This is a genomic window from Paraburkholderia tropica, assembly GCF_014171495.1.
In the GTDB taxonomy this organism is placed as follows: Bacteria; Pseudomonadota; Gammaproteobacteria; order Burkholderiales; family Burkholderiaceae; genus Paraburkholderia; species Paraburkholderia tropica.
In genome coordinates this window covers 827,131-845,349 of the sequence record NZ_CP049136.1, presented here as the reverse complement: position 1 = coordinate 845,349, position 18,219 = coordinate 827,131, and the positions used below count along the sequence as shown (strand labels likewise).

Genomic DNA, 18,219 nt, shown 5'->3' with positions numbered 1-18,219 from the left:
CGCGCGCGCTTTCTCAACCTGAAGATGGAAACCAGAACATGACTTCGAGAAGCCGCCGTGACTTTCTCCGCACCGCCGCGATGAGCGCAGGTTCGGCCACCGCCCTGACGATGCTGCCGCAAGGCATCCGCAACGCGCTCGCGATTCCCGCGAACAATCGCACGGGCAGCATCAAGGATGTCGAGCACATCGTGATTCTCATGCAGGAGAACCGTTCGTTCGACCATTACTTCGGCACGCTGCGCGGCGTGCGCGGTTTCGGCGACACGCGCGCCATCACGCTGCCCAATGGCAAGCCGGTTTGGAATCAGCCGCTCGCAGCGGGTGTCGGCGAAGTGCTGCCGTTCCATCCGACCGCCGCCAATCTCGGCCTGCAGTTCCTTCAGGATCTGCCGCACGACTGGCCCACCACGCACGCCGCGTGGAACGGCGGCCGTTACGATCAGTGGGTGCCGTCGAAGGGCACGACGACGATGGCGTATCTCACGCGCGACGACATTCCGTTCCACTATCAACTCGCGGACGCCTTCACGATCTGCGACGCCTATCACTGTTCGACGCTGACCTCGACCGACCCGAACCGCTACTACATGTGGACCGGCTGGGTGGGCAACGACGGCAGCGGCGGTGGCCCGGTGGTCGACAACGCCGAAGCGGGCTACGGCTGGTCCACGTATCCGGAAGTGCTGCAAAACGCGGGCATTTCGTGGAAGATCTATCAGGACGTGGGCGAGGGCCTCGACGCGAAGGGCGCGTGGGGCTGGACCGGCGACAACCCGTATATCGGCAATTACGGCGACAACTCGCTGCTGTACTTCACGCAATACCAGAACGCGCAGCCGGGCAACCCGCTTTATGATCGCGCGCGCACGGGCACGAACGTGCTCGCCGGCGGCGGCTATTTCGACGTGCTCAAGCAGGACGTGGCCAACAACACGCTGCCGCAGGTTTCGTGGATCGTCGCGCCCGAGGCCTATTCGGAGCATCCGAACTGGCCCGCGAACTACGGTGCGTGGTACGTGGATCAGGTGCTGCAGATTCTCACGTCGAATCCCGATCTCTGGAGCAAGACCGTGCTGCTCGTGAACTACGACGAGAACGACGGCTTCTTCGATCACCTTGCGCCGCCGTTCCCGCCCGCGTCGAGCGCGAACGGTTTGTCGACGGTCGATACCACCAACGAGATTTTCCCCGGCAGCAGCAAATACGCGTCGGGGCCGTACGGTCTCGGACCGCGCGTGCCGATGCTGGTGGTCTCGCCGTGGTCGCGCGGCGGCTGGGTGTGCTCCGAAACCTTCGATCACACCTCGGTGATTCGCTTCATCGAAAAACGCTTCGGAGTCCATCACGATTTGCGTGAGGCGAATATCACGCCGTGGCGTCGCGCCGTATGTGGCGACCTGACCGCTGCGTTCGACTTCGCCACGCCGAATGCCGCGCTGCCCACGCTGCCTTCGACCACCGGCTACGCGCCGCCGGACCAGAACCGTCACCCCGATTACGTGCCGCTGCCGCCGGCCGTCGGCGCGGTGCCGAAGCAGGAATCCGGCGTGCGTCACGCACGCGCGCTACCGTACGAACTGTTCGTGCGTTTCAACGCGAACGTGTCGACGGGCACGGCGGCCGCGCACTTCATCAACACGGGCCGCGCGGGCGCAGTGTTCCTGCTCTACACGGCGGGCAGTCTCGATGCGCCGCGCACCTACACGGTGGAATCAGGCAAGCGTCTTGAAGACAAGCTCACGATTGGCCTGACCGGCGCCTACGATTTCACCGTGCATGGTCCGAACGGCTTCCTGCGCCGCTTCGCGGGCAAGCAGGTGCAGACTGGCTGGTTCGGCAGCGACGTGGCGCGTCCGGAAGTGGCGGAAGGCTACGACGTGGCGAACGGCAATCTGCAACTGCGTCTGGAAAACACGGGCCACGCGCGCTGCCAGTTCACGATCGTCAACGCGTATGACCCGAGCACGAAGATCCAGCACACGGTGCGCGGCGGCGATACGGAGCAACTCTATCTCGACCTGCGCAACGCGCACGGCTGGTACGACCTGACCATTACCGTCGATAGCGACGCGACGTTCGTGCGCCGCATTGCCGGCCACGTGGAAACGGGCCGTCCGAGCTATAGCGATCCGGCACTCGGCGCATGAGGATTGTCGACAGCGTTTGAGCGCGCGTGCGTCGATCGGTCATCCGACGCATGCGCTCGAACAGATGAAGCCACGGTGCCGCCCGCGCGGCGCGCCGTGGCTTTTTCAATGCTTCAGGCGTCGCGCTGAGCCTGTTCTTCCAGCAAGCCGAGCAAGCGTTTCGCCGATTCGCTCATCTGCCGCGCCGCGCGATGCACGATGCCGATGTCGCGGTGAAACACGTGATGGCCGAGATCGAGCGCGCGCACTTTCGCGGGCCATTTCCGGTAGGTGGCCGTTTGCGGCACAAGCGCCACGCCCACGCCATTCTCGACGAGCTTGACGATCGCTTCGAGTTCGTCGAGTTCGCAGATCTCGCGCACGTTCAACTGCATACGCCGCAAGAAGCGATCGACCTGACGTCCGCCGAACGACGCGCGGTCATAGCGGATATACGGTTGCGTGGCGATCAGCTCCATCCAGTCGTTGCCCTTGACGGCACGCGGCACGATCAACATGAACGGTTCGCGCCGCAGCGAGGTCCAGCGCAAATCGCTCTGAAGCGCGAAGGGCGGACGGATGATGGCGGCGAGATCGGCTTCGCCTGCATCGACGAGATTGATGAGTTCCATCGACAAACCGGGAATTACGCGCGTGTGCGCGCCGGGCCATTGCCGGTAGAACGCGGCGAGCGCGTCGGGCAACAGCGCGCGCTGCACCGAAGCGATTGCGCCGATCGTCACGCGCATCTCGACGGCCGGATCGACGGTAACGGCGCTCAGATTGCCATAGAGACGGATCACTTCCTGCGCCTGCACGAGCAGTTGCTCGCCGCGCGCGTTCAGGCGCGCATGGCGGCCTTCGCGTTCGAAAAGCGCGAAACCCAGTTCGGCTTCGAGCCGCTGCATCTGCGCGCTGACGGCTGCCTGCGTGAGGCCGATGCGCTTGCCCGCAGCGGCGAACGTACCTTCGCGCGCGACAGCAATCAGCGTTTTCAGCTCACGAATCATTCACAAATTTCCTTTATGTATTCGAAAATTATATATTGATTTCATTGAGCCAAACCCGTGCGTATGATGAGGCGATTTCCCCACGACACCATCCCCGCAAACCGGAGCGCGTCATGAGTCTTTCCCCCTTCCATCTGGCGATTCCCGTCTACGATCTGGCCGCCGCGCGCGACTTCTACGGCCGCGTGTTCGGTCTCGCGGAAGGCCGTTCGAGCGATGCCTGGGTCGATTTCGACTTCTTCGGTCATCAACTTGTGATTCACGAGCATCCGAAAACGGCGTCGCAGGAAAGCGCACACACGAATCCCGTCGATGGCCACGACGTGCCGGTGCCGCACTTCGGCGTGGTGCTCGAATGGACGCAGTGGGAAGCGCTCGCGGAGCGCCTGCGCGCCTTCGGCACGGCGTTCGTGATCGAACCGTATATCCGCTTCCAGGGCCAGGTGGGCGAGCAGGCCACCATGTTCCTGTTCGACCCGTGCGGCAACGCGCTCGAATTCAAGGCGTTCAAGGATATCGGCCAACTGTTTGCAAAGTGACGTTTGCTGAATAATGTTGGCCGAACGCAGGCGCACGAAAACAGTGCGTCCTGCATGCAAAACATAAATAGTGTTTCGATATAAACATATCGAAATAGAATAATTCTCAGCGGTACATATCGTCGCTACGCTTGCAGCCATATTGCACGCGAGGGCCTATGTCCGCTTCTGTCTCCGCTTCGACGTCGTTCCTGCTGCGCCGGCGTCTGCTCGGCGCGTGCGCCGCTGCGCCGCTCGCGGCGCTCGGCCTCGCGACGGCGCCGCGTCGCGCGGCCGCCGCCGATCTTTCGTCGGTTACGCTTGTGCTCGGCGATCAGGCGGGCGGTTTGCGCGCGCTCGTCGAAGCCGCGAAAGGGCTCGACGGCGCGTCTTATCGTTATCGTTGGGCGAATTTTCAGGGCGCCGCGCCGCTGTTCGAAGCGCAGCGCGCGAACGCCGTCGATATCGCGCCCGCGGGCGACTTGCCGGTGCTCGCGGCGGCCACCGGCGATCCGTCACTGCGCATCGTGGCGACGCGCGTCGGCTCGCCCACGCAACTCGGCCTGCTCGTGCCGCAGGATTCGCCGATCCGCACCGTCGCGCAGCTGAAGGGACGCACGATCGCGGTGTCGTCGGCGCGCGGCAGCATTTCCGAATTCCAGCTCTACGGCGCGCTCGCCGAAGCGGGCCTGTCGCGCCACGACGTGAACGTGCGCTACATCCTGCCCGTCGATGCGTTCGCCGCATTCGCCTCGGGCGCGCTCGACGTGTGGGCGACCTTCGATCCGTACTACGGCATCGCGGTGTCGCGCGGCGCGCGCGTGCTGCGCGACGGCACGGGCATCAACAGCGGCCTCAACTTCATCACCGCGTCGGGCGCGGCGCACGCCGACCCGCTCAAGCGCGCCGCCATCGCCGACGTGCTCGTGCGCATCCAGCACGCAGGGCAGTGGGCGCTCGCGAATCCGCAAGCCTACGCGCGCGTCTACGGCACGCTCACGCGCACGCCCGATACGGCGGCGCTCACCATCACGCAGCGCTCCGCGCTCAGGCTGCGCTTCGTGACCGGCGACGATGTCACGACGCTGCAGCGTGTCGCCGACAAAGCCGTGGACGACGGCATTCTGCCGCGCCGCATCGATGTGCGCGCCGTGTCCGATACGCAGATCGGCGCGGCCTGAATCTCGCAACGGAGGACGATCGATCATGACTTCTCGCGCAGCACGAACGTTGACGCTGCCATCGGCGCAACAGACGCAACAGGCGGCGACAGCGCGCGCGCCTTCATCGACCACGCGCGCCGCGCGCGGACGCTGGACAACATGGACCGCCTGGGCGGCATCGCTCGCATGGCTCGGCGCGGCGGCCGTCACGCGCGCCTGGCCGAGCCTCGACGACTGGCCGCACACCGATGCGCTGCTGGCGATCGAACTCGCGCTCGCCGTCGTGGCCGTTCTGCTCGCCTGGCGCGGCGGTCGCGCGGGCGTGGCGCCCGCCATCGCGCCGTGGTTGCTGGCGCTCGCGTTCGGCATCAGCGCGTGGGAGATCGTCACGGCGAAGCTCGAAATCCTGCCGCGTCCGTTCTTCGCGCCGCCGCAAGCGCTCATCGCTGTGTTCTTCGACGATTACGCGCGGCTTTTATCGAGCGTGGCGCATTCGTTCGGATTGCTATCGTTTGGTTATCTGATCGGCGCGGCGACGGGTTTCGTCGTCGGCGTAAGCATCGGCTGGTCGCGCGCGGTGGGCTACTGGCTGCATCCGGTGCTGCGCCTCGTCGGCCCGCTGCCCGCAACGGCCTGGCTGCCGCTCGCGTTCTTCTTTTTTCCGTCGAGCTTCAGCGCAAGCGTATTTCTGATCGCGCTCGCCACGGCGTTTCCGGTGGCGGTCCTCACGTGGTCGGGCGTCGCGAGCGTGAATGCCGCGTTCTACGACGTCGCGCGCACGCTCGGCGCTCGGCCCGCGTTCCTGATCGTGCGCGTGGCGATTCCTGCGGCGCTGCCGTCGGTGTTCGTCGGCCTGTTCATGGGGTTGGGCGCGTCGTTTTCCGTACTCATCGTCGCCGAGATGATGGGCGTGAAAGCCGGGCTCGGCTGGTATCTGCAATGGGCCCAGGGCTGGGCCGCCTATTCGAACATGTACGCGGGCCTGCTCGTGATGGCGCTGATGTGCTCGGGCCTCATCACGCTGCTCTTTCGCGTGCGCGACCGCCTGCTCGGCTGGCAAAAAGGACTGCTCAAATGGTAGCCGCGACGCTTGCATTGCAACCCGAAGACCTCGCGCCGTACGAGTCGCATGATCCGGCGCCGGACGATGCGCCCATTGGCGCGCGCATCGACGTGCGCAACGTCACGCAGGGTTTCGCGCTGCGCGGGGAAACGCTGCCCGTGCTCGAAGACGTGAGCCTCACGGTCGAACCGGGCGAGTTCGTCGCGCTGCTCGGGCCGAGCGGCTGCGGAAAGTCGACCTTGCTGCGTCTCGTCGCGGGCCTCGATGCGCCGCTGAGCGGCACGCTGCACGCGAACGGCGTACCGATTGCCGGTCCCGATCCATCGCGCGTGCTGGTGTTTCAGGACCCGACGCTGTTTCCGTGGCGCACGGTGCGCGAGAACGTCGGGCTCGGTCCGCAGGCGCAGCGCGCGCGGCGCGGCGGGTTCGCACGCCGCGCGACGTCGGCACATGGCGAAGCCGAGACGCGTATCGACGCCGCGCTCGAACTCGTCGGCCTGAAAGGCTTCGAGCAGGCGTATCCGCATCAACTCTCGGGCGGCATGGCGCAGCGCGCGGCGCTCGCGCGTGCGCTCGTCAACGATCCGGCGCTGCTCGCGCTCGACGAGCCGTTCGGCAAGCTCGATTCGCTCACGCGTATGCGCATGCAGTCGGAACTCGTCGCGCTATGGCAGCGCACGCGTGTTTCGGTGCTACTCGTTACGCATGACGTGGAAGAAGCGCTCGTGATGGCCAACCGCGTGGTGGTGTTCAGCGCGCGGCCCGCGCGCATCGTCGCGCAGGTGCAAAACGACGCGCCGTATCCGCGCCATCGCGACGATCCGAAGATCGTCGAATTGCGGCGTGACGTGCTCGCGCAACTCGGTCTCGATGCGTGAGTGCATCGTCGTTAATCAGAATGCCTAAATAATTGTGATACCGATAAACCATGAACCCGCCCGACCAACACGCCACGCCCGATCAGCCCATTCAACCTGCACGCCGCACGTGGCTGCGCAACACCGCATTCGCAACCGGCGCGGCCGCGCTGGGCGGACTCGCCTTCGGTCTGCCCGCGTCCCGCGCGCGCGCTGACGAGAACGCCAAACACCTCAAGCTCTCGTGGAACGCGGGCGCGATCTGCACCGCGCCCGTGCCGGTGGCCGCGACGCAAGGCTTTTTCCGCAAGCACGGCCTCGACGTCGAACTCGTGAACTTCGCAGGCTCGACCGATCAACTGCTCGAAGCGATCGCCACGGGCAAGTCAGACGCGGGCGTCGGCATGGCGCTACGCTGGATCAAGCCGCTCGAACAGGGTTTCGACGTGAAGCTCACCGCGGGCATTCATGGCGGCTGCATGCGTCTGCTCGCGACGAAGCAGTCGGGCATCGTCGATCTCGCCGGGCTCAAGGGCCGCGCGGTGGGCGTGAGCGACATGGCGAGTCCGGCGAAGAACTTCTTTGCGATCACGCTCAAGAAGATCGGCATCGATCCGGACAGCGACGTGCGCTGGCGTCAGTATCCGGCGAACCTGCTCGGCGCGGCGCTGAAAAAGGGCGAGGTGCAGGCGATCGCGGACGGCGACCCGACCATCTGGACGCTGCGCGAATCGGATCATCTGTACGAGGTGTCGAACAATCTGTGCGGCGAGTACGCAAATCGTGTCTGCTGCGTGCTGGGCGTGCGCGGCACGCTCGTGCGCCGCGATCGCGCGACGGCGCAGGCGCTCACGGCGGCGCTGCTGGAAGCGACGCAATGGACCGCTGATCATCCGGCGGAGGCGGCGAAGGTGTTTTCGGCTTACGCGCCGAACGCCGATGTGAACCAGCTCACGGCCATGCTCAAGAGCCACACGGACGGTCATCATCCGGTGGGCGCGGCGTTCAGGAAGGAAATCGCGCTGTACGCCGACGATCTCAAGACCGTGGGCGTGGTGAACGCGAGCACCGATTCGAATCAGTTCGCGTCGCGCGTGTTCGCGGACGTGCTCGCGTAGCGGAGCAAACGGCGAAGCGTTCGGCGAGCGCCGAACGCCTGCGTCAGACCGATCAGACTTGCGCGATGAAGTTGCGCACGTAGGTGTTGAAGAGGTCGGGATGCGTGCCGTTCATGCCGTGCGTCGCGCCTTTCATGGTCACGCGCTGCGCGAACTCGATCCATTCTTCGAGCGCTTCCACGTTGTTGCGGAACATCAGCGGGCTGCGCTGGCCGTCGATCAGCAGCGTGCGGCATTTGATGTCGGCGGCGGGGCGGCGCATGTAGGCGGGCAGCGGATCGTCGAGCTGCTTGGGCAGCGTCGTGGCGTTGGCGATGGCCATCTCGCGGAATGCCTGCGGGCTCTTGCGCCACGCGCCCGGCATGCTCACTGAGTCGACGAACAGTTCGAGACCTTCTTCGAGCAGACCGTCTTCGATCAGATTTGCGGCGCGCGTACGCAGCGCGTTGGTCGCCGGCGGCAGCACGTCTTCGTCGTCTTCGAGACGGCGCAGCGGGCCGCCCGGATCGGCGAGCACGAGCGTGCGCACGAGGCGCGGATAACGGCGTGCGAGGTGATAGGCAATCGAGCCGCCGCGCGAATGGCCGACGACGTGAACCGATTCGAGCCCCAGCGCCTCGATGAAGTCAGCCAGTTCGTGCAGATGGCTTTCCCAGCCGAAATCGCCCTGAATGCAGGCGTCGGCGGCCGGCCAGTAATGGCTCAGGCTCGGCGAGATGCAGCGGAAATCGTCCGCGAGTCCGTCCAGTTGGGGCGCCCAGTAGCGGTAGTCGCACAGCGAGCCGTGCACGAACAGGAGCGGTTCGCCTTCCCCGCGTTCGAGATACGGCAGGACGACACCCGAATGCAGCGTGGCGAACGACAGGTCGGGCGGGGCAAGAAGGGACGGATCGATGCGTTGGTTCACGGAGATGCACTCCAGTCGCGGAGATGACACTTTGCCGCAGGTCAACGCTTAAGGGAAACGAAATTAATTGAACGTTGCAATAAGGTTTTCTGATTGATAACGGGCCTTTCACGACGGAATTGGAACCGATTCCAGCGAAGGCGCAGACGAGCCGGGCGGTGCGCGATGCGCCCCTGCATCACCATGCCGCCGTGGGTGCGCCTTACAGCGCGAGTTGATAGCGCACGAAGTCGTCGGCCTGAACGAAAGTGTCGTACAGCTTGCGCGCGGGATTGTCGCGCCGCGTGTGCCAGTACAGACGCGACCAGCCGCGTGCGCGTCCGAGTGCGACGAGATCTTCGATCAGCCGCCGGCCGACGCCCCGGCCGCGACAGGACGGATCGACGAACAGATCTTCCAGATAGCCGATGGGCGCCACGACCCACGTGCCCTCATGCAGCACGGCAATGCTGAAACCCACCACGCGATCGCCCAGCTGCGCGACGCGGCCGAGCATCGGGCTGGCCGGATCGAGCAGGCGTTCCCATGTGCGCGCGCTGACCTCCGGCGCGACTTCGGTTTCGTAGAACGCCGTGTAGCCGGCCCAGAGGCGCAGCCAGTCGTCGCGGTCGGCGGGCGCGACGTCGCGAGTCACGATGGCTTCAGTGTGAATCGGCGTCATGCGCGCGGGCTCCCTTCGCGCAGGCTCGCCAGCGACGCGCGCTGATTGCCTTCGGCGTCGAAATTGCTGCTCGCGAGCCATTGCTCGAAGCCGGCGCGCACCTGCGGCCAGTCCTGATCGATGACGGCGAACCACGCGGTATCGCGGCTGCGGCCCTTATAAACGACCGCTTGCCGGAAGATGCCTTCGAACTGGAAGCCGAGTCGCAGCGCGGTTTGACGCGAGGGCGCGTTGAGGCTGTCGCATTTCCACTCGTAGCGGCGATAACCGAGATCGTCGAATACGTAGCGCATCAGCAGATATTGCGCCTCGGTCGAGAGCGCGGTGCGCTTGAGCCGCGGCGAGAACGTCACGCTGCCCACCTCGATCACGCCATGCGCGGAATCGATGCGCATGAGCGCGAAGGTGCCGACGGCCTTGCCGGTCGCGCGGTCGACGATGGTGTAGTGCAGCGGATCGGGAGAGGCGGCGGCCTTGACCAGATACTCGCGGAAGGCGGCGAAGTCGGTGAACGGGCCGGTGAAGAGATAGGTCCAGTCGCGGCCGTCGGCGGCCTGGCAATAGGCTTCGAAGAGATCGGCGGCGTGACGCTCGACATCGACTGGTTCGATGCGGCAACGCACGCCTTCGATCGTCACGCGCGCGGGGCGCTCGCGCGGCGTCCAGTTGTCGACGGCGGGGCCGATGGGCTGCTGGTATTCGTTGAGGCGGGAGGCCATGAGTGCGTTCCTGAGGTCCGTTGCGTGCGTGATCGAGCGATAAGGCGCGACAGGATGAATAAGGTAGCGCAGTGGTGGTTCCTTGCAAAGATCCACGGAAATGGGGTTCGTTGGGGCCACGATCGATGGCCAGATTCCGTTTACTTCGTATGCGAACAAAACTATACTTCGCATGCGAAATTTAACGCACCAATCAGGAGACGAGACGATGGCCCCGGAAATTCAGCTGCAACTGGCGGAAGAGGTGGGCGTGCTGACCGCGACGATTACGCGGATCGACAAGAAGAACGCGCTGACCAATGCGATGTACGGCGCGCTCGCCGACGCCATCGCGCGCGCCAACGAAGACGACGCCATCCGCGTGCTGCTGATTCAGGCCGACGGCGACCTGTTCACCGCAGGCAATGACGTATCGGAATTCGCCGCGCAGGCGATGGGCAACGCCCCCGAGGAGCGCCATGTGCTGCGCTTTCTGCGCGCGCTGGCCACGGCCACGGTGCCGATTGTGGCCGCGGTGCAGGGCAAGGCCGTGGGCGTTGGCACGACGATGCTGCTCCACTGCGATTACGTGCTGCTCGCCGACGACGCGCAACTGATCACGCCGTTCGTGAACCTCGCACTGGTGCCGGAAGCGGCGTCGAGTTATCTGATGCCGCTGCGCATCGGGCACACGCGCGCCTTCGAGATGTTCGCGCTCGGCGACCCCGTTCCCGCCGATGCCGCCGTGGCATGGGGCATCGCGAACCGCACGGTGCCGGTCGCGGAATTGCGCGCGGAGGCACGCCGTATCGCCGAAAAAATCGCCGCGCGGCCGGCGGGTTCGCTCACGGCCATGAAGCGGCTGATGCGCGACGCGGAAAAGCTGGTCGGGCAGATGGACAGCGAAAGCGCGATTTTCGTCGAGCGACTTGCGAGCGCCGAAGCGAAGGAAGCGTTCATGGCGTTCGCACAGAAGCGCGCGCCGGATTTCACGAAACTTTCGCGGCGGTGATTACGCGTCGTCGTCGAGGGCGGGGAATTTGTCCTGCAAGCTGCCGAGCCAGCGCGCGACGACGTCGATTTCCGCCTCGCTGAAACCTTCGGTCAGACGCGCGTTCAGATCGGCGAGACCCGCTTTCGAACGCTTGACGGCCGCGCGTCCGTCTTTCGTAAGCCAGAGCCGCGAGGCGCGGCGGTCGTTTTCGTCGGCATGGCGCTCGACGAGGCCGGCGCGTTCCGCGCGATCCACGAGGCCGCTCATGCCCGGCGCCTTGAGGTCGAGCGCGGCGGCGGCTTCACTCGTCAACGCGCCGTCGTGCTTCGCGAGAAAGAACAGCAGCCCGACCTGCGCCGCCGTCGCGCCGCCCGACGCCGCCCGCGCCTGCGACCAGCGATGCAGACGCCGCTGGCCCACGTTCAGCAGATAGACGAGCCGATGATCCATTCCCCGCACCTCGCGTTGCCTCGCCACGCCCGCGCTGCGCATTGGCGCGCGGGCATGGCTTGAGTTAATAGTTCGCGTGCGAATATTAACATGCGGGTCAGGCGGGCTTTCCGGCAGGCGTCGCGTGCGTTATTCGCTGCGCGCCTTGCCGTCGTGCGGGCCGATGGGGCGCTCGGGCCAGTCGGTCCAGCTATCGTCGCGGGTGGCTTGATGCTCGGCGTTGAGCGGATAGTGCAGGCGGTTTTCGGGCTTGGTGGCTTCGCCGATCACCATCAGCCGCACTTCCTCGCGCGTGTTGTTCAGGAAGGTATGGCAAATGCCCGTGCCCGCCGGAAAGCCCACCGAATCGCCGGGCGCGAGCCGATGCAGATGACCGTCGATCCACGCATCGGGCGTGCCTTCGAGCACGTACACGAACTCTTCTTCGGCGCTTTCCGCATGCGGATAAGACGTACGCCGACCCGGCAGCAGCCGCACATGATGAATGCCGATGCGCGTGAGCCCGAACGTGCGGGCCAGCGGCGCGCCGATGCCCATGAGTTCGGTGTCGCCGCTGTAATGGCTGTCGTCCGGCCCTTCAAGCTCGGTCCAGTGCCGGATAAACGCGGGGCGTTGCATGACGGGGCTCCCAGAGAAGAGAATCCGCGTATGACACCATCGACCTGCGGTGGTGTCCATCGATTTAAAAAGTGCGGTAATAAACGGCAAACGATTGCGCGCGAGTTTCCTGTGTTTGCGGCGCGAATAGCCTTCAGAATGCGTGAAACGCGCCGTTAGCCGTGAGATCGACGGCACTTCGCGCAGGGGCTCGCCACTATTGCGGCGCCGCATTCAGCAGCCGGTTTCCGTACCCATCGGCCTGCGGCACCCGTTTCCTCGACAACAATACTCAAAGACCATGGGATTCTTCGACCGTTTCCGCAAAACGCCGGCTCCGCCGCCGCCGCCGACCCTGGCGGAATTCGCCGAGCTGTTCATGGCCGCGTTGCGCGCAGCGGGCGACACGCGCACGTGGCGCACGGAGCTGACCCACTCGCGTCTCGTGCAGACGGGACTTGCCGAAGGCGAGCAGCCGGCCTTCATCAATCTGCCGAACATGCAACGGGATTACGCCGATGCCGCGCCCGACGCGCGCGAGGCCACGATGCGCCGCGCGGTGGCGGGGATGATGCATCAAGACGTGCCCGCCACGCTCGCCGAGGCGAAGGCGCGACTGCGGCCTGTGATCCGCAGCGCGACCGAGCGCGGCTATCTCGATCTGCAGACGCACGGCCACGCGAAGCGCCCCGATCTCGCGTACCGCACCTTGTGCGAGAACCTCGAAATCGGCATTGCCTGCGACGGCGAGTTCAACGTGATGCGGCTGAACCATGCGCAGCTCGCGACGTGGGGCGTGAGTTTCGACGAGGCGCTTGCCTTCGCCATCGACAATCTGCGCGAGACTTCGTCCACGCCATGGCTGGCCTTGCAGAACGGCGTGTTTCTCTCGCAGTTCGGCGACTTCTACGACGCCTCGCGCCTGTTGCTGACTGACCTGCTGTATCGCCAGTCGATCTCCGGCGCGCCCGTGGTGATGGCCCCGAACCGCGCGGTGCTGCTGCTGACGGGCGATCGCAACGAAGCGGGCTTGCAGACGCTGGTGGAACTGGCCGAGCAGGCGTACGCGCAATCGCGTCCGCTGCCGCCGCTCATGCTGCGCTGGAACGGCGAGGCGTGGGAGCGCTTCGTGCCGCCCGCGCTCGCGGCGCGGCTGCATCGCATGCGTCTGCGCGAACGCGACGCCGATTATCAGGACCAGCAGGATGCGCTCGTTGCGCTGCACGCGCGCGAAGGCCGCGACGTATTCGTCGCGAAGCACACGGTTCTGCAAAGCGCCGATGGCGAGCAACGCAGCGTGTGCGCGTGGAGCGAGGGCGTCCACGCGTTGCTGCCCGATACCGACTTCTTCGTGCTGGTGCGCGCGGCGACGAAGCAGACCGCGTTCGTGCCGCGCGCCGTGGTCATGGCGCGTTTCGCCGATCATCTGAAGCCGACGTCGTATTTGCCGGTGCGGCATGAAGTGGTGAGCTTCCCCGACCAGGCGGAATTCGAGGAAATGCTCGCGAGCTACGAAAAGTTGCCGTCGGGCGGTTGATCGGCGCTATCTGCATTACTGCAACTAACAGCCAATTCAGGCTCTCGCTCGGAGCCAAAGCGCCCGAGACACGTCCAACGTCGATTCCAAAGCGCGGCCTGCAACTGCACGGCCGCGCGTTATGTCCCCATCGTTTACACGAACGCGCCGTATGCGTTCGCGCCCCGATAACTCACCGCCTCCCGCGCTCCATCCGTGCATAAATCCGCGCACGCCCACCCGCCCAACCCGCCTCGAACTTCAGCGACCTTAGCGACGCGCGGCGGCCACTGCTATAGAATCGCGGCTCCAGTCTTCGAGACGAGCGGCGTCAGTGCTGGATCCGTTCGGTCCGCTCGATCAATCGGCACGCCTGTCCGGGCGTTGCGTCAAGATGTAGTGTCAAGTGCTCTGCTTTTCGCGGCGACTTCGGCGCCGCTTACCGCCCAGCAACGGGCGGCCAGCTTCTTGCGCAATCGCTTGGGTCAACGGGCTTTCCGGGAGCCTCGAGGCATACGCCGGCAGCTCATTAGCTAGCAGCTCATTACCCAGCAACACACGTTAGAACTCAAGCAGATTTATATGGATTCGCATCCGCATCGCGCCCCGGAAAGTGGTTCCGGCGCCCGGGACAACGCACCGTCCCTGCATCGCAGTCTCAAAGCCCGACACCTCACCATGATCGCCATCGGCGGCTCGATTGGCACGGGCCTGTTCGTCGCGTCGGGCGCGTCCATTTCGCAGGCCGGTCCCGGCGGCGCGATGGCCGCGTACCTCGTGATCGGCCTGATGGTCTACTTCCTGATGACGAGCCTCGGCGAAATGGCCGCGTTCATGCCGGTCTCCGGCTCGTTCGCGACCTACGGCGCAAAGTTCGTCGACGAGGGCTTCGGCTTCGCGCTCGGCTGGAACTACTGGTACAACTGGGCGGTGACCATCGCCGTCGAACTGGTCGCCTCGCAGCTCGTGATGGGCTACTGGTTCCCGCATGTCTCGGGCGTCTGGTGGAGCGCCGGGTTCCTCTGCGTGATGTTCCTGCTCAACGCGCTGTCCGTACGCGGCTTCGGCGAGGCGGAATACTGGTTCTCGCTCATCAAGGTGATTACCGTGATTGCGTTCATCGGCGTGGGTCTGCTGATGATCGCCGGCATTCTCAAGGGCGGCGCCGATCACGTCTGGGGCAATTTCATGCTCGAAGGCGGACCGTTCACGGGCGGCCTGCCGGCCTTGCTCGGTGTGACGATGATCGCGGGCTTCTCGTTCCAGGGCACCGAACTGATCGGCGTGGCAGCGGGCGAATCGGAGAATCCCGGCCAAACCATTCCGCGCGCGGTGCGTCAGGTGTTCTGGCGCATTCTGCTGTTCTACGTGCTGGCGATTTTCGTCATCGGCCTGCTGATTCCGCACACCGATCCGAACCTGCTGAAGTCCGACGTCACCGATATCGGCGTGAGCCCGTTTACGCTCGTGTTCCGCCGCGCGGGTCTGGCCGTCTCGGCCGGCGTGATGAACGCGGTCATCCTGACGGCCGTGCTGTCGGCGGGCAACTCGGGCATGTACGCGTCCACGCGGATGCTCTACAACCTCGCGGTCGAAAATCGCGCGCCGAAGGTGTTTGCGAAGCTGTCGTCGAGCGGCGTGCCGCGCAACGCGCTGTACGCCACGACGGCCGTGGGCGCGCTGTGTTTTCTCTCGTCGATGTACGGCGACAAGACCGTCTACATGTGGCTGCTCAATACCTCGGGCATGACGGGCTTCATCGCGTGGCTCGGCATTGCCGTGAGCCATTACCGCTTCCGCAAGGGCTTCGTCGCGCAGGGTTACTCGCTCAAGCAACTGCCTTATACGTCGAAGTGGTTTCCGATCGGGCCGATCTTCGCGTTCGTGGTGTGTCTGGTCATCATGCTCGGCCAGGACTATCAGGCCTTCGTCGCCGACAGGATCGACTGGGCGAGCGTGCTGGCCACGTATATCGGCATTCCGCTGTTCGCGCTGATGTGGCTCGGCTATCGTCTCGTGAAGAAGAGCCGCTTCATCGGTTACGACGAGATGGATATTCAGGCCTTCGCCGAACGCGCCGCCCGCTCGGCGACGTCGAACGACACGGTGGTTGTGCAGCGTGACAGCGCGGTGCAGTAAGCCGAGCGCAAAGCCAAAAGAAAAGCCCAAAGAAAAACCGCCCGCGTTTTGCAACGCGGGCGGTTTTTTTACGTCTTCGAACCCGGCGCCCATCGCGGGCGCCGCGTCATCAGAAGATGTTGCGCAGACCGATTGCAACGCCGGTCTGGTTGTTGCGACCCGGGTAGTCGGCGAGGTAAGCGCCCGTGCCGCGCGTGAAGTCGACCGTGCCGTAGACTTCCGTGCGCTTCGAGAGCGAGTACTCGGCGAGCAGCGTGGCCGAGTAGTTGATACCAACGCCGTAACCGCCGTCAGCCAGCGCGGCATTGCGCGCGTGACCGTAGTAGCCGGCCAGCGTGATCGCCAGCGGCGCCGTGGCTTGCCACGTCGAGCCGACGTAGAAGTTGTCGTCGATACGGTTCTGGCTCGAAATCAGGGCGGGCGCGCCGCTGACCTGTTGTTGTGCCTGGTCGACCGTACCCGTGTTGTCCTGCGAATGCAGCCAGCCGGCCAGCAGACGCACCGACGGCACGACCGTGTAGACGAGGCCCACGTTGGCGATGTTGAACTTCTTGCCCGAGACGTCGTTCTGCTGGAAGCCCACGAGACCTTGCACCGGACCGAACGCGTACGAAGCCGTGAAGCCGTACATCGAGTTCTCGCCCGTGCTGCCCGCGACGCCGCCGAAGCCGTACATCGCTTCGACGTGCAGGCCGGCGATCGTGTTCGTGTACTTCGCCGAGTTGTTCGTGAAGAGGAACGGGCCGACCGGGTTGTATGCCCAGCTGTCCTGCCAGTAGTCGGCGACGGTCAGCGGGTCGAACGTGTTGCCCATTTCGTCGAAGAACGGCGTTTGCTGGCGACCGAAGGTCAGCGTGCCGTACTTCGTGTTCGAAAGGCCGACGTACGCGTTACGCTGGAACAACTGGTTGTTCGAGTTCGCGAGCTTGCCGTTGAACAGATTGAACTGGTTTTCCAATTTGAAGATGGCCGACGTGCCGCCGCCCAGATCTTCCGTGCCCTTCAGGCCCCAGCGGCTCGGCGTCACGACGCCTTCGCGCATTTCGACGAGGCCGTCGTTGTTCGAATTGGCGTTGGTCTGGTAACGCACCGCCGTATCGACGAGACCGTAGAGCGTGACCGAGCTCTGTGCGAATGCCGATTGGGCCGATGCGGCCAGCAGTGCGACGCCGAGCGCCGCGGTGGTCTTTTTCATGTCTTCCCCGTTTCTATTCGTCTGGATCGCCGCGCGGCAGGCGCGCTAGCGGTCGGATCTGGATAACCCGTGCGCGCCGGCGGAGTCCAGCGCGCTGAAAGTGGCGCAATGATATTTCGAACAATTTAAATTCCTGTAATGAAATCGACGCGCTGTCGCCCTTCTGCAACAAGGCCCTGCCGCGGGGTTGACGGTTTTCGGCGCGCTGCCAGGGTCCGCTTTTAAAGCCGTTTTAATGCGTGTTTAAGGGGAATTGCTGATTGAAACCTGGCGCGACGTCGATCCGGGTCTTGATGACGTCGGCGCGGTGATAGAGGTCGGCGGTGCGCTGCTGCTCGGCGATCAGGCTGCTGTCGATGGCCACCGGTTGCAGTTGCGCGCGCTGATAAACGGTCTTGAGCACGTCGGCGGGCAGGCCTGTCACGCGCGACTGGATGGCGGCGACTTCGTCCGGATGCGCGAGCGCCCAGCGCTGGCCCGCGGCCACGCGCTGCACGAAGTCGGCGATTTCGGCGTGCTTGGTGCGGATCGCTTCGTCGGTCGCGGCCTCGAAGCTCAAGCCCGACGAGACGCCCACGCCGTTCGCGATACTGCGGTCGTGATCGCGCGACTCGGCCAGCGCCACGTACGGGTCCCACGTGGACCATGCGTCGACGGTGCCGGAAGCAAGCGCGGCTTTCGCGTCGGCGGGCTGCATGAAAGCCCACGTCACGTCGCTGAGTTTCAGATGCGCGCGCTCCAGCGTGGCCACGGCGAGGTAATGGCCGATCGAGCCGCGCGTGGTGGCGATACGCTTGCCTTTGAGACCGGCGGCATCGCGGATCGGCGACGACGCGCTCACGAGGATCGCGAGATCGACGGGTACCGAACGCGTGGCGGAGACCGCGCGAATGCGCGCCCCGGCGGCGTAGGCGAAGATGAGCGGCGCATCGCCGAGACCGCCCACGTCGATCGCGCCCGCGTTGAGCGCTTCGCCGAGCGGTTGCGCGGCCGGAAAGTTGAACCACTCGATCTTGTACGGCACGTCCTTCAATTGACCCGATGCTTCCAGAATGCCGCGCGTCTGCAATTGCTGATCGCCGACCTTGAGCGTGGTCTGCGCATGCGCCGCGCCGGCGAAACAGGCGAACGACGCCGCGAGCGCGGCGACCGCGGTGTGAACGAAGCGAAAGCGTGAAGCGGAACGGCGCATGGAGCGATCCTC

17 protein-coding genes are annotated in these 18,219 nt (G+C 65.0%); 9 read left to right on the top strand and 8 right to left on the bottom strand.

Features of this window, described 5'->3' with window-relative positions; genetic code table 11:
• The first annotated feature begins 38 nt into the window (after positions 1-38).
• On the top strand, positions 39-2,150 hold the full coding sequence (locus tag G5S35_RS27330) for a phosphocholine-specific phospholipase C (RefSeq protein ID WP_183039501.1): 2,112 nt from the start codon (positions 39-41) through the stop codon (positions 2,148-2,150).
• 113 nt (positions 2,151-2,263) lie between these two features.
• On the opposite strand, the gene G5S35_RS27325 is transcribed toward G5S35_RS27330, so the two are convergent.
• Positions 2,264-3,139, bottom strand: a complete 876-nt coding sequence (locus tag G5S35_RS27325) for a LysR family transcriptional regulator (protein WP_183039500.1) — start codon at positions 3,137-3,139, stop codon at positions 2,264-2,266.
• A 113-nt stretch (positions 3,140-3,252) separates the two neighbouring features.
• Between G5S35_RS27325 and G5S35_RS27320 the strand changes: the two genes are divergently transcribed.
• The 5 genes from G5S35_RS27320 (at position 3,253) to G5S35_RS27300 (ending at position 7,858) form a co-directional block, all read left to right on the top strand.
• A complete protein-coding gene (locus G5S35_RS27320; RefSeq protein ID WP_065061495.1) occupies positions 3,253-3,678 on the top strand; it encodes a VOC family protein in 426 nt (141 codons plus the stop codon).
• Between the two features lie 158 nt (positions 3,679-3,836).
• The gene (locus G5S35_RS27315) at positions 3,837-4,838 is read left to right on the top strand and encodes an ABC transporter substrate-binding protein (protein WP_074981809.1); all 1,002 of its coding nucleotides are present in this window, start codon (positions 3,837-3,839) and stop codon (positions 4,836-4,838) included.
• Positions 4,839-4,863: 25 nt separating this feature from the next.
• A complete protein-coding gene (locus G5S35_RS27310; RefSeq protein ID WP_183039499.1) occupies positions 4,864-5,901 on the top strand; it encodes an ABC transporter permease in 1,038 nt (345 codons plus the stop codon).
• Complete coding sequence (locus G5S35_RS27305; protein ID WP_183039498.1) at positions 5,895-6,761, top strand: ABC transporter ATP-binding protein; 867 nt, start codon at positions 5,895-5,897, stop codon at positions 6,759-6,761. The genes G5S35_RS27310 and G5S35_RS27305 overlap by 7 nt, the downstream gene beginning before the upstream one ends.
• 50 nt (positions 6,762-6,811) lie before the next feature.
• Positions 6,812-7,858, top strand: coding sequence for an ABC transporter substrate-binding protein (locus tag G5S35_RS27300; protein ID WP_183039497.1), 1,047 nt, complete (start codon positions 6,812-6,814; stop codon positions 7,856-7,858).
• A 52-nt stretch (positions 7,859-7,910) separates the two neighbouring features.
• On the opposite strand, the gene G5S35_RS27295 is transcribed toward G5S35_RS27300, so the two are convergent.
• The 3 genes from G5S35_RS27295 to G5S35_RS27285 all read right to left on the bottom strand — a co-directional run bounded on the left by G5S35_RS27295 (position 7,911) and on the right by G5S35_RS27285 (position 10,145).
• On the bottom strand, positions 7,911-8,765 hold the full coding sequence (locus tag G5S35_RS27295) for an alpha/beta fold hydrolase (protein WP_074981811.1): 855 nt from the start codon (positions 8,763-8,765) through the stop codon (positions 7,911-7,913).
• 202 nt (positions 8,766-8,967) lie between these two features.
• Complete coding sequence (locus tag G5S35_RS27290) at positions 8,968-9,426, bottom strand: GNAT family N-acetyltransferase (RefSeq protein ID WP_183039496.1); 459 nt, start codon at positions 9,424-9,426, stop codon at positions 8,968-8,970.
• Positions 9,423-10,145, bottom strand: coding sequence for a GNAT family N-acetyltransferase (locus G5S35_RS27285; protein WP_183039495.1), 723 nt, complete (start codon positions 10,143-10,145; stop codon positions 9,423-9,425). Before G5S35_RS27285 ends, G5S35_RS27290 begins: the two co-directional genes overlap by 4 nt.
• A gap of 208 nt (positions 10,146-10,353) precedes the next feature.
• Between G5S35_RS27285 and G5S35_RS27280 the strand changes: the two genes are divergently transcribed.
• Positions 10,354-11,136 (top strand): enoyl-CoA hydratase, encoded by a 783-nt coding sequence (locus tag G5S35_RS27280; protein ID WP_074981813.1) that lies wholly within the window; start codon positions 10,354-10,356, stop codon positions 11,134-11,136.
• Here the strand turns inward: G5S35_RS27280 and G5S35_RS27275 are convergent, their stop codons facing one another.
• Complete coding sequence (locus tag G5S35_RS27275; RefSeq protein WP_065061548.1) at positions 11,137-11,568, bottom strand: MarR family winged helix-turn-helix transcriptional regulator; 432 nt, start codon at positions 11,566-11,568, stop codon at positions 11,137-11,139.
• A 129-nt stretch (positions 11,569-11,697) separates the two neighbouring features.
• Positions 11,698-12,186: a cupin domain-containing protein gene (locus G5S35_RS27270; protein ID WP_065061504.1), complete on the bottom strand. Its 489-nt coding sequence runs from the start codon at positions 12,184-12,186 to the stop codon at positions 11,698-11,700.
• Positions 12,187-12,466: 280 nt separating this feature from the next.
• On the opposite strand from G5S35_RS27270, the gene G5S35_RS27265 reads away from it, so the two are divergent.
• Positions 12,467-13,702, top strand: coding sequence for a DUF1444 family protein (locus G5S35_RS27265; protein ID WP_183039494.1), 1,236 nt, complete (start codon positions 12,467-12,469; stop codon positions 13,700-13,702).
• A gap of 561 nt (positions 13,703-14,263) precedes the next feature.
• A complete protein-coding gene (locus G5S35_RS27260) occupies positions 14,264-15,820 on the top strand; it encodes an amino acid permease (RefSeq protein WP_183039493.1) in 1,557 nt (518 codons plus the stop codon).
• A 109-nt stretch (positions 15,821-15,929) separates the two neighbouring features.
• Here G5S35_RS27260 and G5S35_RS27255 read toward each other — a convergent pair whose 3' ends face one another.
• Both G5S35_RS27255 and G5S35_RS27250 read right to left on the bottom strand, forming a co-directional pair.
• Positions 15,930-17,015 (bottom strand): porin, encoded by a 1,086-nt coding sequence (locus G5S35_RS27255; protein WP_065061507.1) that lies wholly within the window; start codon positions 17,013-17,015, stop codon positions 15,930-15,932.
• A gap of 232 nt (positions 17,016-17,247) precedes the next feature.
• On the bottom strand, positions 17,248-18,207 hold the full coding sequence (locus G5S35_RS27250) for an ABC transporter substrate-binding protein (protein WP_183039492.1): 960 nt from the start codon (positions 18,205-18,207) through the stop codon (positions 17,248-17,250).
• Positions 18,208-18,219: the final 12 nt, after the last annotated feature.

What these genes read in the sequence shown, in the direction of transcription:
- G5S35_RS27330 (WP_183039501.1), top strand. Translation starts at nt 39, where the DNA reads ATGACTTCGAGAAGCCGCCGTGACTTTCTCCGCACCGCCGCGATGAGC.
- G5S35_RS27325 (WP_183039500.1), bottom strand. Translation starts at nt 3,139, where the DNA reads ATGATTCGTGAGCTGAAAACGCTGATTGCTGTCGCGCGCGAAGGTACG.
- G5S35_RS27320 (WP_065061495.1), top strand. Translation starts at nt 3,253, where the DNA reads ATGAGTCTTTCCCCCTTCCATCTGGCGATTCCCGTCTACGATCTGGCC.
- G5S35_RS27315 (WP_074981809.1), top strand. Translation starts at nt 3,837, where the DNA reads ATGTCCGCTTCTGTCTCCGCTTCGACGTCGTTCCTGCTGCGCCGGCGT.
- G5S35_RS27310 (WP_183039499.1), top strand. Translation starts at nt 4,864, where the DNA reads ATGACTTCTCGCGCAGCACGAACGTTGACGCTGCCATCGGCGCAACAG.
- G5S35_RS27305 (WP_183039498.1), top strand. Translation starts at nt 5,895, where the DNA reads ATGGTAGCCGCGACGCTTGCATTGCAACCCGAAGACCTCGCGCCGTAC.
- G5S35_RS27300 (WP_183039497.1), top strand. Translation starts at nt 6,812, where the DNA reads ATGAACCCGCCCGACCAACACGCCACGCCCGATCAGCCCATTCAACCT.
- G5S35_RS27290 (WP_183039496.1), bottom strand. Translation starts at nt 9,426, where the DNA reads ATGACGCCGATTCACACTGAAGCCATCGTGACTCGCGACGTCGCGCCC.
- G5S35_RS27285 (WP_183039495.1), bottom strand. Translation starts at nt 10,145, where the DNA reads ATGGCCTCCCGCCTCAACGAATACCAGCAGCCCATCGGCCCCGCCGTC.
- G5S35_RS27280 (WP_074981813.1), top strand. Translation starts at nt 10,354, where the DNA reads ATGGCCCCGGAAATTCAGCTGCAACTGGCGGAAGAGGTGGGCGTGCTG.
- G5S35_RS27275 (WP_065061548.1), bottom strand. Translation starts at nt 11,568, where the DNA reads ATGGATCATCGGCTCGTCTATCTGCTGAACGTGGGCCAGCGGCGTCTG.
- G5S35_RS27270 (WP_065061504.1), bottom strand. Translation starts at nt 12,186, where the DNA reads ATGCAACGCCCCGCGTTTATCCGGCACTGGACCGAGCTTGAAGGGCCG.
- G5S35_RS27265 (WP_183039494.1), top strand. Translation starts at nt 12,467, where the DNA reads ATGGGATTCTTCGACCGTTTCCGCAAAACGCCGGCTCCGCCGCCGCCG.
- G5S35_RS27260 (WP_183039493.1), top strand. Translation starts at nt 14,264, where the DNA reads ATGGATTCGCATCCGCATCGCGCCCCGGAAAGTGGTTCCGGCGCCCGG.
- G5S35_RS27255 (WP_065061507.1), bottom strand. Translation starts at nt 17,015, where the DNA reads ATGAAAAAGACCACCGCGGCGCTCGGCGTCGCACTGCTGGCCGCATCG.
- G5S35_RS27250 (WP_183039492.1), bottom strand. Translation starts at nt 18,207, where the DNA reads ATGCGCCGTTCCGCTTCACGCTTTCGCTTCGTTCACACCGCGGTCGCC.